Source organism: Pseudomonas sp. TMW22089, from assembly GCF_022496645.1.
GTDB classification, from domain to species: Bacteria; Pseudomonadota; Gammaproteobacteria; order Pseudomonadales; family Pseudomonadaceae; genus Aquipseudomonas; species Aquipseudomonas paraversuta.
Genome location: NZ_SCFG01000008.1, coordinates 51,470 through 64,545 on the forward strand (window position 1 = coordinate 51,470; position 13,076 = coordinate 64,545).

The 13,076-nt window shown below is 58.6% G+C and carries 14 protein-coding genes; 7 read left to right on the forward strand and 7 right to left on the reverse strand.

Translation table 11 applies throughout. From position 1 onward, the window contains the following. The 5 genes from flgD to EQV90_RS10155 form a co-directional block, all read right to left on the reverse strand. Complete coding sequence (gene flgD / locus EQV90_RS10135) at positions 1-726, reverse strand: flagellar hook assembly protein FlgD (RefSeq protein ID WP_003441059.1); 726 nt, start codon at positions 724-726, stop codon at positions 1-3. A gap of 15 nt (positions 727-741) precedes the next feature. Continuing rightward, positions 742-1,185 (reverse strand): flagellar basal body rod protein FlgC, encoded by a 444-nt coding sequence (flgC, locus tag EQV90_RS10140; protein WP_003441056.1) that lies wholly within the window; start codon positions 1,183-1,185, stop codon positions 742-744. 3 nt (positions 1,186-1,188) lie between these two features. Then, complete coding sequence (gene flgB, locus EQV90_RS10145) at positions 1,189-1,596, reverse strand: flagellar basal body rod protein FlgB (RefSeq protein WP_003441054.1); 408 nt, start codon at positions 1,594-1,596, stop codon at positions 1,189-1,191. 248 nt (positions 1,597-1,844) lie between these two features. Continuing rightward, positions 1,845-2,672: a protein-glutamate O-methyltransferase CheR gene (gene cheR, locus EQV90_RS10150; protein WP_003441051.1), complete on the reverse strand. Its 828-nt coding sequence runs from the start codon at positions 2,670-2,672 to the stop codon at positions 1,845-1,847. A gap of 13 nt (positions 2,673-2,685) precedes the next feature. After that, positions 2,686-3,648, reverse strand: a complete 963-nt coding sequence (locus EQV90_RS10155) for a chemotaxis protein CheV (RefSeq protein ID WP_240878056.1) — start codon at positions 3,646-3,648, stop codon at positions 2,686-2,688. A gap of 160 nt (positions 3,649-3,808) precedes the next feature. Between EQV90_RS10155 and flgA the strand changes: the two genes are divergently transcribed. The 4 genes from flgA (at position 3,809) to EQV90_RS10175 (ending at position 6,317) form a co-directional block, all read left to right on the forward strand. Continuing rightward, entirely contained in the window at positions 3,809-4,477 is a 669-nt protein-coding gene (gene flgA / locus EQV90_RS10160) for a flagellar basal body P-ring formation chaperone FlgA (RefSeq protein WP_235972521.1), read from the forward strand. A gap of 151 nt (positions 4,478-4,628) precedes the next feature. Then, positions 4,629-4,955 carry a flagellar biosynthesis anti-sigma factor FlgM gene (gene flgM, locus EQV90_RS10165; RefSeq protein WP_127196594.1) on the forward strand — a complete coding sequence of 109 codons (327 nt, stop codon included), beginning with the start codon at positions 4,629-4,631 and terminating at the stop codon, positions 4,953-4,955. A gap of 59 nt (positions 4,956-5,014) precedes the next feature. After that, on the forward strand, positions 5,015-5,482 hold the full coding sequence (locus EQV90_RS10170; RefSeq protein ID WP_029612370.1) for a flagellar protein FlgN: 468 nt from the start codon (positions 5,015-5,017) through the stop codon (positions 5,480-5,482). A gap of 97 nt (positions 5,483-5,579) precedes the next feature. Then, positions 5,580-6,317, forward strand: coding sequence for a flagellar brake protein (locus EQV90_RS10175; protein WP_240878057.1), 738 nt, complete (start codon positions 5,580-5,582; stop codon positions 6,315-6,317). Positions 6,318-6,430: 113 nt separating this feature from the next. On the opposite strand, the gene EQV90_RS10180 is transcribed toward EQV90_RS10175, so the two are convergent. Further along, the gene (locus EQV90_RS10180; protein ID WP_127196595.1) at positions 6,431-7,762 is read right to left on the reverse strand and encodes an MFS transporter; all 1,332 of its coding nucleotides are present in this window, start codon (positions 7,760-7,762) and stop codon (positions 6,431-6,433) included. A 99-nt stretch (positions 7,763-7,861) separates the two neighbouring features. Beyond that, entirely contained in the window at positions 7,862-9,103 is a 1,242-nt protein-coding gene (locus tag EQV90_RS10185) for a glutamine synthetase family protein (RefSeq protein WP_177412990.1), read from the reverse strand. Between the two features lie 406 nt (positions 9,104-9,509). Here EQV90_RS10185 and EQV90_RS10190 point away from each other — a divergent pair, with 406 nt between their 5' ends. From EQV90_RS10190 to EQV90_RS10200, 3 genes are all read left to right on the forward strand, one after another. Further along, a complete protein-coding gene (locus tag EQV90_RS10190; RefSeq protein ID WP_010655882.1) occupies positions 9,510-10,520 on the forward strand; it encodes a LacI family DNA-binding transcriptional regulator in 1,011 nt (336 codons plus the stop codon). A gap of 147 nt (positions 10,521-10,667) precedes the next feature. After that, positions 10,668-11,510 (forward strand): inositol monophosphatase, encoded by an 843-nt coding sequence (locus EQV90_RS10195; protein ID WP_003440998.1) that lies wholly within the window; start codon positions 10,668-10,670, stop codon positions 11,508-11,510. A gap of 221 nt (positions 11,511-11,731) precedes the next feature. Further along, positions 11,732-13,003, forward strand: a complete 1,272-nt coding sequence (locus EQV90_RS10200; protein ID WP_240878058.1) for an MFS transporter — start codon at positions 11,732-11,734, stop codon at positions 13,001-13,003. The last annotated feature ends 73 nt before the right edge of the window (positions 13,004-13,076 follow it).

Below are 13,076 nucleotides of genomic sequence, written 5' to 3' on the forward strand. Positions count from 1 at the left end.
TTAGAGGCCAATGGTCTGGACTTTGGATATGCCAATGCTGCCCAGGCCTGCGAGGTTGAGCATGATTTCACCGCCGGTCTTGCTCAGGGTCACGCTGTTGACCGTGGCTGGCAGGTAGGTGGTGAGCGCGGTAGTGGTCGTGTCGGTTTTACTGGATGCGGTAAAGGTGTAGTTACCCTTGTCCAGCAACAGGCCGTCGTCATCCTTGCCGTCCCAGGTGAAGTCGACATTGCCGGCTTTCTGGGTGCCCATGTCGATGGTCCTGACCACCTCACCGTCCGCATCGGTAATAGTGATGGTGGGTTTGGAATCGGCATCCTTGACCACCACGGTGCCGTTAAACGGCTTGCCGCTGGCGGGGTCGACATAGGCTTCGCCGGTTTGCACTATCACCGAACGGCCCACCAGCGACGACGCCTGCAAGGCTTGCGACGACTGCAGGCCACCCGTGATGGAATTCACCGAATCGTTCAGAGTGGTGATGCCCTCCAGGCTGCTGAACTGCGCCAGCTGGGCAACGAACGCCGTGTTGTCCTGCGGGTCCAGCGGGTTCTGGTTTTTCAGCTGGGTGACCAGCAATTGCAGGAATGCATCCTTGCCCAGGGAGCTACTGCCGGCAACGGCCTTGGACGCCCCGCCCAGGCTGGTGTCGGTGGTCGTGGTCCGGGCCGAGTTGGCGAGTACCTGATTAAGGGTCGGGCCGCTGGTGGAATCGGTCACACTCATTTGCGTCGTCCCTTATCACTGACCGAGGGTCAGGACCTTCTGCATCATGGTTTTGGCGGTGTTCATCATTTCCGCGTTGGTCTGGAACGAACGGCTGGCAGAAATCATGTCAGCCATTTCTTCAACCACGTTGACGTTGGGGTAGTACACGTAGCCCTTGGCGTCGGCAGAAGGATGGCTGGGCTCGTAACGGGCCTGGAGCTCGCTCTGGTCCTCGACCACACCCAGCACCTGCACGCCTTTGCCGGCACCGTCCTGGTTCTGGAACAGTGAACCGTCGGTGCCGTTTTGCGCGCCCTGAAACATGGTGGCAAACACCGGGTGCCGCGCGCGGTAAGTCTGGTCGATGCTCGACGACACGGTATCGGCGTTGGCGATGTTACTGGCGACGGTGTTCAGGCGCGTGGTCTGCGCGCTCATGCCACTACCGGCGATATTGAAAACACTGGCTAGAGACATGAATTACTCCCCGCGCAGGGCTGACATCAGCCCTTTGAATTTGCTGTTGAGCAAAGTGAAGCTGGCCTGGAAGTTGACCGCATTCTCTGCGTAGTTCGACTGTTCCAGCTGTGCATCCACCGTGTTCTGGTCAATCGACGGTTGCATCGGCACCCGGTACTGCAGGGACTCGTCGCCACTGCTCAGGCCCTGGGCTTCGATGTGCCGGCCGTTGGTCTTGTTCAACGCAAACGTGCCGTTCTGGTTTTTGTCACTTTGTGCGGCGAGCACGGAGGCAAAATCCAGGTCCCGAGCCTTGTAGTTCGGGGTATCGGCATTGGCGATATTGTTCGCCAGCACTTCGGCCCGCTGTGCGCGGAAGCCCAGGGCCTGTTCGTGGATACCGAGCGCTTTATCGAAGCTGATGCTCATGTCGGGAAACCTTTGTGGGCTGACCTGAACGCAATTCAGGCTTTATATGACATGAACTGAGCAAACCCCGTGCCAATTACCTAAGGGCCATATTTCAGGGCTTTGCAGGGAGATGGGGCGCGGCAATGTCATAAAAGCGGCAATGCCTGACCGCTGACTGCCGTTTTTCTGCCGCCCCCCCCTCCCTGCTCCTGCAGGGAAAGATTGGCGGACATAAAAAAGGAGCCGTACAAGGGCTCCCGTTTTGCTTACTTGGCCTGGTAAATGATCCCCGGGCTGCATTGCACCATCTGGTAATGATCCGGCAAGCCATTAAGCGCTTCGGAGGCCCCCAAAAACAGGTAGCCGCCCGGCTTCAAGGTGCTGTGAATGCGCAGCAAGATGTCTCTCTTCACTTCAGCCGAAAAATAGATCAGCACGTTGCGACAAAACACGATGTCGAACTTGCCAAACCCGGCGTAGCTGTCCAGCAGGTTGAAGGAGCGGAACTCGACCCGGCTCTTGATTGCCGCTTTGAGCACCCAGCGCCCGGGCCCTTTGGGGTCGAAATAGCGCTGCAAGCGCTCTTGCGACAGACCGCGACCAATCGCCAGGTTGTCGTATTCGCCGGTTCTGCAGGTATTGAGCATCAAGCTGGAGAGGTCGGTGGCCACAATTTGCACCCCGGCTTTCAACTGTCCCGGATTGCTGCGCTCAAACTCGTCAATCGCCATCGACAGCGAGTAGGGTTCCTGCCCCGAAGAGCACGCCGCCGACCAGATACGCAGACGCTGACCGGGACTGGCCTTGATCTGCTCGGGCAGGACTTTGTTCTTCAGTACTTCATAGGGGTAGGTATCGCGAAACCACAGGGTTTCGTTGGTGGTCATGGCATCGACCACCTGCTCGCGCAACCCGCTGCGGGGCTGGCTCTGAATGCGCTGAATCAGCTCGCCCAGGGACTTGATCCCTTGCTGCTCCATCAGCTTGTTGAGACGACTGGAGACCAGGTACTGCTTGTTCTCACCCAGCAAAATGCCACAGGCTTTTTCCAGGAAAACCCGGAACTGTTGAAAATCCAAATTAGCCGTCGACAAATGATCGCGCCTCTTAAATCGTTTTGACCGCCAGGGATGAACCCTGGCTATGGTCTGCTGCTTTGATCCGGTCTACTACCCGGGATGCCAGGTCATCGGGGCGAAACTTGGCCAGGAAGTCATCGGCACCGACTTTCTTGACCATCGCCTGATTAAATACACCGGACAATGAAGTATGCAGAATGATGTGCAAATTTTTCATGCGTGGATCGTTACGAATCTCGGCGGTCAGGGTATAGCCGTCCATTTCCGGCATCTCGATATCCGAAATCATCATCAGAAGCTCTTCGGCCGGGTCCTTGCCTTCACCCGCCATGTTGCGCAGGTAGTCCAGCGCCTGACGGCCGTCGTTCAGCGATATCACCTCGACCCCGACCGTTTGCAGGCAACGGGCAACCTGTTTGCGCGCCACCGACGAATCATCGACCGTCAGCACCCGCAAAGACAGCGCTCTGGCTTGGGTTTCGACATCTATCACCCCCTGGGAAATGGTTTCCGGCGAAGGCGAAACTTCAGCCAGAACCTTTTCCACATCGATGATTTCCACCAGTTGCTCGTCCAGTCGCGTCACAGCCGTCAAGTAATGGTCGCGACCGGCACCCTTGGGTGGCGGATGAATGTCTTCCCAGTTCATGTTGACGATACGCTCGACCGAACGAACCAAAAAGCCCTGGGTCTTGGTGTTGTACTCGGTGATGATGACAAACGGGCTGCTTAGATCTTGCAGGGGACCCGACCCGGTGGCCATTGCCAGATCGAGAATCGGGATGGTCGCCCCGCGAATATTCGCCACTCCACATACCACTGGATGGGATTTGGGGATCATTGTCAGCTTGGGGCATTGCAGCACTTCCCTGACTTTGAACACGTTGATCCCGTAAAGCTGTGGCCCGTCCAGACGAAACAACAACAGTTCAAGGCGGTTTTGCCCTACCAGTTGAGTGCGCTGGTTAACCGCATCCATCACCCCGGCCATACTCAGCTCCTGTTAAAACTTTAAGTTACGACACACATTGCCCGGCAAACGGCACGGGCTTTGCTATTTATCTGCCATGAACGCTAAAACGACAAAATCCTGCCACGTGCCGCGCTGCTGTTTCAGCCTGCTTGCGGCCTTGTGCCTGACGGTTATCGGCATGCCGTCCCACGCCGATGAATTCACATCGCCTGATCAGCTTATCGGCGTGACCCAGGGCTTTCTTGAATTTACCGTCGAAGACTACCTTGCCACTGGTCAGATCGAGGGGCGCTATCAAATCCAGGTCAACAACCTCGACCCCCGGCTGCGCCTGGCCTGGTGTGACAAGGAATTGACAGCCAGCCTCGAGAGCCCTGCCCAACCCATGGGCCGCGTCATTGTGCGTGTACGCTGTGAAGGGCTCTCACCCTGGACCATCTTTGTTCCGGCACAGGTCAAACTGTTCCGCGATGTCGTCACCGTGACCCACCCCCTGCAGCGCGGCATGGTCATCGACTACGCCGATGTCACCCTGCGCGAGCGCGATATCAGCCTGATCAAACAGGGCTACCTGACCGCGACCGAGCTGGCAGTGGGGCAAAAGCTGCTGCGGCCCATGGTCACTGATCAGGTGCTGACCCTCACCCATCTGGAGCAGGCTGCGGCCGTGCGTAAAGGCGATCACGTGGTGATCAGCGCACGTAGCGGCACATTAAGTGTCAAGATGCCCGGCGAGGCCCTGTCTGATGGTGGCCTCAGCGAACAGATCCGGGTTAAGAACCTGAACTCCAAGCGCGTCATCCGGGCACGGATTACCGCACCGGGCCAGGTTGAAGTAGCACTCTAGGAAAATTGGCATCAGTTTCGCGACTTTCCTACACTGTGCCTTGACGCAGGTCAGTACCGACAAGCAGTCAGCCATGATTAATCGCGCCTAAAGTTTTCCCGGATTTGGCCGAAAACATGGCAAGCGTCCAAATACCCAGAGGTTTTTCGTCATGGTCATCGACTTTAGCCGTCTCAACAGTGCCCCGCCCTTAAACGGCAGTACCCGCAGCAATGCCAACCAGGAAGCGGGTAGCGCCACGCAAGCGGCCCCTGCAAAAAAACCTGAACAAACCAGTGTCAGCGCCCCAAGCGGTGAATCTGTGCACCTCAGTCAAGAAGCTCAACAGTTGCAGAAAATCAGTGACTCGTTGCGTGACCAACCGGTGGTCGATAAAAATCGGGTTGCCGAATTGAAGCAAGCCATTGCCGATGGCAGTTATAAAGTCGACAGCAATCGGGTTGCCGGCAAACTGCTGAATATAGAAGCTGAGCGCTAGGCCCACGGCCAGTGCCAGGCTTTTGGACGCTTAACACCCATGAGCCCGACATGCACAACATCCACGATGAAAATTTGCTGCAACTGATCAATGACGATCTGGCACCGGCCGAGCAACTGCTCGGCCTCTTGCAGGACGAGTCCATTGCCCTCAAAAGCCGCGACATGCGGGTGCTGGAAAATATTCTGGCGCGTAAACAGTCGCTGATCATCCTGCTTGAACAGCATGGCCGCCGACGCAGCGAGATACTGGCAAGCCTGGGCTTGACCACCAACCGCCGCGGCCTCGAAAGCCTTGCCAGCCACTCCAGCGTGGGCGAGCAATTGCTGACACAGAGCGATCTGCTGAACCAGTTGCTGGCCCGGTGCCAGGCAGCCAACCTGCTAAACGGCCAATCGATCCAGACGCAACAGGCGATCACCGCCAATCAGTTGCGCATCCTGCACGGCGGCGAAGCGCCTTCGCTGTATGACGCCCGCGGCTCGACCTCAATGCTGGATAAACCCCGCGCTTACAGCCAGGCCTGAACCTGCACGGTCACGCTATCTAGACACGCAACACAATGGCAAAATGCCACCCCCCCCCCCTGCGTGTTGCTGTTTATTGTCCGGAGACCGCTGAACCGTGTTCGATTCCCAAGATGCTCCGCAGCCACCCAAGGTGCTTTCCACACCTTTGGAAGTGGCCTCCAGCCTGCGCATGCTGCAAGAGAGCCATGACCCGCTGATTATTACGTTCCAGGACCGCAGCCAGCGCTTCCAGAGCTATGTGGTCGAAGTGGATCGTGAGGGCAACTCCATGGCCCTGGACGAAATGATCCCCCGTGACGGCGAGCGTTTTCTTCAGGACGGCGTACCGTTTCGGGTTGAAGGTTTCCATGAAGGCGTACGCATCGCCTGGGAATGCACCAGCCGCCTGACCATTGACGACGCCCATGACCACCGCTGCTACCGCACCGCCCTGCCGGGCGAAGTGCTGTACCACCAGCGGCGCAACGCATTTCGCGCGGCACTCAAACTGGCCAATCTGGTGAATGTCGAAGTGGCGGGCGAAAAGCTCAAGGCGCCGCTCAAGGGCAAGCTGCTTGATGTATCGGCCACGGGCTGCAAATTGCGCTTCGAAGGCAATATCAGCGAGAGCATGCAGCTGGGCCAGGTGTATGAGCGCTTCAGTGCCGCCCTGCCCTTCGGCGCCATGACCACGGCCGTGGAGTTGCGCTACCTGCATTTTGAAGAGCGCCTCAACGTCACCTTTGCCGGCCTGCGGTTTCACAACATCAGCGGGGCTGTGCAGCGTCAGGTCGAGCGTTTTGTCTATCAACTGCAGCGCGAAGCGCGCCAGTTCGATAAAGACGACTACTGATAAGCCTGTAAAAAAGAAATAAACCTGTAGGAGCGAGCTTGCTCGCGAGCTCTTCAAAGAGAGATCAAAAGCTCGCGAGCAAGCTCGCTCCTACAGTCAGTTCGCTCCTGCCTTCAGGGCTCAGGCCTGGTTTCAGGTTCTGAATGCCCGGTTTCAGGATCAGGTTCAGGCTCCGGTGCGATGTTGTCCACCATCTGATCCTGCACCACCTGCTCATCCACCCGCGGGTCAAGCGCTGCCACCAGCGGTGAGCTGGACATGCTGTCAGGCATGGCAACGTGATGCAGAGGCGCATCGTCGACCTGGTGCAGGTTGGTGACCGCATTCGGCCGTATGCGCCAAACCAGCAGTAACCCCGCAACGCTGAAAAACGCGTAGAGCATATGGCTGCCAAACAGTTTCATCAGCACCCCGGTCACCAGAGGGCCGATGCTCGCGCCAATGCCGTAGGTCACCAGCAGCATGGCGGTCAGCGAAACCCGGCGCTCGCCTTCAATGTGGTCGTTGGCAAACGCCACAGCCAGCGGGTAAATACAGAACTGCACCAGCGCACTCAGGCAACCTGCTGCAAACAACACTTGCAGCGGCACTGAAGGCAGGATTGCCAGCGGCAATGAAACCACCGCCAGGATCAAGGCAAAGATCCGGATCAGCAAAGGCCGGTCATAACGGTCCGACAGCCAGCCCAGCGGCCACTGCACCAGCAGGCCGGCGAAAATGCAGCAGCCCATATACAGGCCGACCAGTTCGGTGGACAGCCCTTGCTGCGACGCATACAGCGGCGCCAGGCCGTAAAAGGAGCCGACCAGCGAGCCGGCGCCCAGTACCGCAATCAATGACTGCGGTACCCGTTTCATAAAAAATTTCGGGTCCATCGGTGCCGGGTGCAGCGGCGCCGGGTGAATCCGCCGGGTCATGGCCACGGGCACCAGGCACAGGGCAAAACACAACGCCACCAGCATCAGCAATTCAGGGCCAAGGGCCGGATGAATCACCAGTACCAGCTGGCCGAGTACCAGACCCAGGTAGGAAGCGATCATGTACAGACTGAACACCACCCCACGCTGCTTGGCATCAGCCTGCTCGTTGAGCCAGCTTTCGATGACCATGTACTGGCACATCATGCCCAGACCGACGATCACCCGCAGCAGCAACCATATCGGCAACCAGTCCGTCAGGCCGTGGCACAGTACTGCTGCCCCGACGATACCGGCGCAGGTGGCATAGGCCCGGATATGACCGACACGGGCAATCAGCCGGTGACCGATCTTGCCGCCCAGCACCAGACCAAAATAGTTGGCCGCCATCAATGCGCCGATCCACAAGCCGTCGACATCGTCGGCAGCCAGGCGCAGGGCAAGATAGGTGCTCAAAAGCCCCGAGCCGATCAACATCATCAGCGAAGCAAAATACAGGGCGCGAAAAGACTTCCAGATTTGGTGCATGGCGTTCCGTGCAGCTCCGTGTGCGGGCCGCCGGCAATCCTTCGATAGCCGGCGGCCACAGTGTCAAACGCTCATGCCAAGTGGCAGGCGCTTGAACGATTAAGCCTGAGCCGCCAATACACGACGCTCCCAGGGGGTGATTTCATCATAGAAGCTGGTGAGTTCCAGGGTCTTGGACGCAATGTAACCTTCGATGAACTCCTTACCGAACAGTTCAATCGCCAAGTGACTGCGTTTGAGACGCTCAAGGGCGGCATGCAAGGTACATGGCAGGGACAAAGAATCCGGCACTTCGAATTCACCCTGGATCGCAGCCGTCGGCTCCAGCTCGTTTTCAATCCCGTACAGGCCCGCCGCAAGGCTCGCGGCAATCGCCAGATAGGGGTTGGCGTCTGCCCCCGGCAAGCGGTTTTCGACCCGCCGGGCGACCGGTGAACTGGCCGGAATCCGCAACCCTGCGGCACGGTTGTCATGGGACCAGCAGGCATTGTTCGGCGATGCATAAGGGTGGCACAGGCGCTGATAGGAGTTGACGTTCGGCGCAAACAGCGCCGTAAAGTCGGCCATGCCCGCCTGTTGTCCGCCGATAAAATGACGGAAGGTCGCGGTCGGCTGCCCCGCCTCATCGCTGAACACATTACGTCCGCTGCCCAGTTCCACCACACTTTGGTGAATATGCATCGAGCTGCCGGCCGTGTGCGCCAGGGGCTTGGCCATGCACACCACGGTCAGGCCATGTTTGAGTGCGACTTCTTTAAGCAGGTGCTTGAACAAAAAGGTCTGGTCGGCCAGCAGCAGCGGATCGCCATGCAGCAGGTTGATCTCGAACTGGCTGACGCCCATTTCGTGCATGAAGGTGTCACGGGGCAAGCCCAGTGCCGCCATGCACTCATAGACTTCATTGAAGAACGGCCGCAGACCGTTATTGGAACTGATGCTGAACGCCGAAAAACCGTCTTCGCGACGACCGTCCAGCCCCACCGGCGGACGGAACGGCTGGGTCGGATCGGGGTTGGGCGCGAACACAAAGAACTCAAGTTCTGTCGCCACCACCGGCGCCAGGCCGCGAGCGGCATAACGGGCGATGACCGCCTTCAACTGGCCACGGGTCGACAAACGCGAGCTTTCACCGCTGAATTCATCCGCGTCGCAAATGGCCAGCGCCCGGGGTTGCTGGCTCCAGGGCAAGGGATAGATGTGGGCCGGGTCAGGCACCAGTGCCAGATCGCCATCATCGCTGCCGTAAAAGCGCGCCTCGGGATAACCGCCCATGATGCATTGCAGCAACACCCCCCGGGCCATTTGCAAACGCCGCCCTTCGAGGAACCCCGCTGCAGTCATTACCTTGCCCCGGGGAACGCCGTTCAAATCGGCAGTCACACATTCAATCTCGTCAATGCCGGTCAATCGCTGTGCGAGAGAGCGCTGGTCATCGGTCGTCATGACACTTTCCTTGTTGTGGTACGGGCCGCGAACGGCAATCCGTACAAAATACGCACCACCCGTTCGGGATTTCAAGCAGTCGCCGAACAATTCCTGGAATACCCTCGTAGTCGCTGCCGAGGAACGAGGGCTGCGATAAGGGCCCCAGGCCTTCAGATGTTCAGCTCGCTGAATCTGCCCTCGCAGTCTTTGTTCCTTGGCAGCGACGACGTAGAGCGTGATAGCGCGAAAAAACGCCGATACCTATGCAACGGCAACACAAGCCATTAGGGTGGCGATTCTATTTTTCTTCGCAGTGCCCGGCATGCCTAAAGACGACACTCACTTGATCACCGCCCACGACGTCGCGCGCCATGCCGGAGTCTCCCGTTCAGCGGTTTCACGCACCTTCACCCCGGGCGCCAGCGTGTCGCCGCTTACCCGCGACAAGGTCATGGCTGCGGCCCGGGCCCTGGGTTACCAGGTCAATCTGATCGCCCGCACCATGAACAAGGGCTACAGCAATTTCGTCGGCGTGGTCACCGCAGGTTTTGAAAGCCCGTTTCGGGCCAGCCTGCTCAGTCCGATCACCGAGGCGCTGAACAAACAGGGGTTGATGCCACTGTTGATGAACGCCGATGACCCGCGGCAACTCGAACAGTCACTGCACGAACTGCTCAGCTACCAGATTGCCGGGGTGATTCTGACCTCGGCATCACCGCCGCTGTCGGTGGTTCAGCATTACCTGAAACACCAGATCCCGGTGGCCATGATCAACCGCGGACACGAACTGGAAGGCGCCGAGGTAATCGGCAGCGACAACCGCGGCGGCGGCCGCCTGGCAGCCGCCACCCTGCTCGCCGGTGGCGCCAGACGCCTGGCCTTCATCGGCCAGGGGCAAAACAACTTCAGTAGCCGCGAACGCTGGGAAGGCTTTCGCGACCGGCTCGCCGAAGCGGGCCTGAGCCCGGTCGCGGTTCTGGATGCAGCGCCCAGCTATGACGGCGGACTTGGCGCCGTACAACAATTGTTCAGCGGCCGCGAGCGACCGGACGCCCTGTTCTGTGCCACCGACATGCTGGCCCTGGGCGCGCTGGACGGGCTGCGTTACAAGTTGCAGTTATCGGTGCCGAACGACGTGCAAGTCATAGGTTTCGACGATATTCCCCAGGCTGCGCACCTGGCCTACAACCTCACCACCCTGCGCCAGAACAGCAGTGAACTGGCAAAAAGCGCGGTAGCCGCAATTGTCGCCCGTCGCAAAAATTTTCAGCACTGTGGTCTGCACGGCTCTATTGCGGTGTCTCTGGTTCGTCGCGGCAGCACAGTGGAATAATTGTTTTATTTTTATGTTGAATTGAATTTTTGTTTCGTGTTGTATTAGCCCAACAGTGAATCGCCCCCTGCCCGCCCCAAGGCAAAAAGGTCCATTCACTTTTTTTAAACAGCAGATTGCACACGTGTGCAACCCAAGGAAAAAAGCATGCCGGCAACCCTCACTGCTCATCTGGACCTCGACCCAAACCAGCCGCTGGCCCTCGAACATCGCTACCTGCAAGCCCAGCGCATCGCCGTACAGGCGGCGCAGTTGGGGCTTGAATACTATCGCCAGCGCGAAACCCTGGAAGTCGCGCACAAGGACGGTGTTGGCCAGGACGTGGTCAGCATGGCCGACCGCGAACTGGAAGATTTCATCAAGGGGCAATTGGCCCAACACTTCCCCGAAGATGGCTTTCTCGGCGAAGAAACCGGCGGCAGCGATTTGCAGGCACGCTGCATCTGGGTGGTCGACCCGATTGATGGCACCAGCTGCTTCGTCAACGGCCTGCACACCTGGTGTGTGTCCATCGGCTTGCTGGTGGATGGCGTGCCCAGCCTGGGCGCCGTGGCCGACGCCAACCATGACGAACTGTTCCATGCCTGCAAAGGCCTGGGCGCCTACGTCAACCAGACCCCCATCGTGGTCAACCCGGCTGTCGATCTGACCCTGGGCGTAACCGGGGTCGGTACCTCCCATCGACGGGGCAAGGAACACTTTCTGCCATTCATCAAACAGCTGCTGGATGAAGGCGGAATGTTCATTCGTAATGGTTCGGGTGCATTAATGATCGCCTACGTCGCCGCCGGGCGCCTGCTCGGTTACTACGAAACCCATATCAACAGCTGGGATTGCCTTGCCGGTCTGGTACTGGTCAGCGAAGCCGGCGGTCAATGCAGTGACTTTTTAAAGGACCGGGGCCTGATCGAAGGCAACCCGCTACTGGTGGCCGCGCCTCAGCTGTACCCGGCACTGGCCCGTATGATCGGGCCTTCTCTGAACAGCTGACTGCTGTGGCTGCGGGCTCAACCCGGCAGGTCAGATCAATCAGGCTGCACCGGACAGATCCAGAAAAGGTTTTACAAGCAGGCCCCTAGAAAAACAAAAACAGGAAATCTTGCGCCATGAAATCTCTACTCAATGCCTTCAAGGCTGCACCTGCCCGCGAGGGTATCCCCAGCCAGGACATGTAAAGGTTCAGGGTTTTGCGCTGGCAGACCTTTATATCCATGTCACTGAGCTACGCCTTGTTCTCTGTGTGTCGCCTCTCGTTCAACGTGGTCAAGCCGGCACTGGTATCGAACAACATTCTGAGCCCCACCCAACTGGGCATCATCGGCTCGGCGCTGTTCTTCGCCTATGCCATCGGCAAACTGGTCAACGGCTTTCTGGCCGATCACTCCAATGTGCGCCGCTTCATGATGCTGGGCCTGCTGCTCAGCGCCATCGTCAATGCCTGCATGGGCATGACCACCAACACCATCATTCTGACCCTGATCTGGGGCCTCAATGGCTGGGCCCAATCCATGGGGGTCGGGCCGTGCGTGGTCTCGCTGTCGCGCTGGTACACCGACAAGGAACGCGGAACCTTCTATGGCTTCTGGTCGATTGCCCATAGCCTGGGCGAAGCCTTGACCTACGTGGCCGTGGCCGCTGTGGTGGTGACCTGGGGCTGGCAGTTCGGCTACTGGCTCGCCACCCTGATGGGCCTGGCGGGTCTGGCCCTGATTTACTTTTTTATGGCCGACTCGCCACAAAGTTGCGGCTTCCCCCCGGTACAAGCCCCTGAACCCCATGACAAGACGGGGCCGAGCATCTTCGGCAAACAGCTGGAACTGCTGAAAAACCCGGCCCTGTGGCTGCTCGCCCTGGCCTCTTGCCTGATGTACATCGGGCGCTATGCAGTGATTTCCTGGGGCGTGTTCTTCCTGGAAAACGCCAAGGCCTACAACACCCTCAGCGCCTCGACACTGATCTCCATTACCGGGGTTTTCGGGATTATCGGTACCGGCCTGAGCGGGCTGATTTCGGACCGTTTCTTCAACGGCAAGCGCAATGCCCTGGCGATGATCTTCGGCTTGATGAACACCGCGTCGCTGGCCGCATTCCTGTTCGTTCCGGCCGGCCACTATTGGCTGGATGCTACGGCCATGATGTTCTTCGGTCTGTCGATGGGGGCTCTGCTGTGTTTCCTCGGCGGCCTGATGGCCACTGACATTGCCTCCAAAAGCGCTTCCGGTGCTGCGCTGGGCATGATCGGTATCGCCAGCTATGGCGGCGCTGCAGCAGGTGAAATTCTCACCGGCGTACTGATCGAGCACGGCACTACGGTGTTGAGCAATGGCAGCAAGGTCTATCAATTCCAGACCCTGTCGATCTTCTGGGTCAGTGCCTCGCTGATCTCGGTGCTCATGACCGCCCTGTTTGCCCTGTATATCCAAAAGCGCACACAACCGCCTATGGGTAAAACAGCAGCCTTTGCTGAACCGGCAAAGATTTAAACCGCTCTTGATCCTGAAACAAAAAGTGACATATACCTGCAACATTCATCCCGCATAGTTGGCGACTGGCCAG

Bases quoted from the DNA above. Each gene is read 5' to 3' on its own strand.
- flgD (WP_003441059.1), bottom strand. From the start codon at position 726: ATGAGTGTGACCGATTCCACCAGCGGCCCGACCCTTAATCAGGTACTC.
- flgC (WP_003441056.1), bottom strand. From the start codon at position 1,185: ATGTCTCTAGCCAGTGTTTTCAATATCGCCGGTAGTGGCATGAGCGCG.
- flgB (WP_003441054.1), bottom strand. From the start codon at position 1,596: ATGAGCATCAGCTTCGATAAAGCGCTCGGTATCCACGAACAGGCCCTG.
- EQV90_RS10155 (WP_240878056.1), bottom strand. From the start codon at position 3,648: ATGGCCGGGGTGATGGATGCGGTTAACCAGCGCACTCAACTGGTAGGG.
- flgA (WP_235972521.1), top strand. From the start codon at position 3,809: ATGCCGTCCCACGCCGATGAATTCACATCGCCTGATCAGCTTATCGGC.
- flgM (WP_127196594.1), top strand. From the start codon at position 4,629: ATGGTCATCGACTTTAGCCGTCTCAACAGTGCCCCGCCCTTAAACGGC.
- EQV90_RS10180 (WP_127196595.1), bottom strand. From the start codon at position 7,762: ATGCACCAAATCTGGAAGTCTTTTCGCGCCCTGTATTTTGCTTCGCTG.
- EQV90_RS10185 (WP_177412990.1), bottom strand. From the start codon at position 9,103: ATGACTGCAGCGGGGTTCCTCGAAGGGCGGCGTTTGCAAATGGCCCGG.
- EQV90_RS10190 (WP_010655882.1), top strand. From the start codon at position 9,510: ATGCCTAAAGACGACACTCACTTGATCACCGCCCACGACGTCGCGCGC.
- EQV90_RS10195 (WP_003440998.1), top strand. From the start codon at position 10,668: ATGCCGGCAACCCTCACTGCTCATCTGGACCTCGACCCAAACCAGCCG.
- EQV90_RS10200 (WP_240878058.1), top strand. From the start codon at position 11,732: ATGTCACTGAGCTACGCCTTGTTCTCTGTGTGTCGCCTCTCGTTCAAC.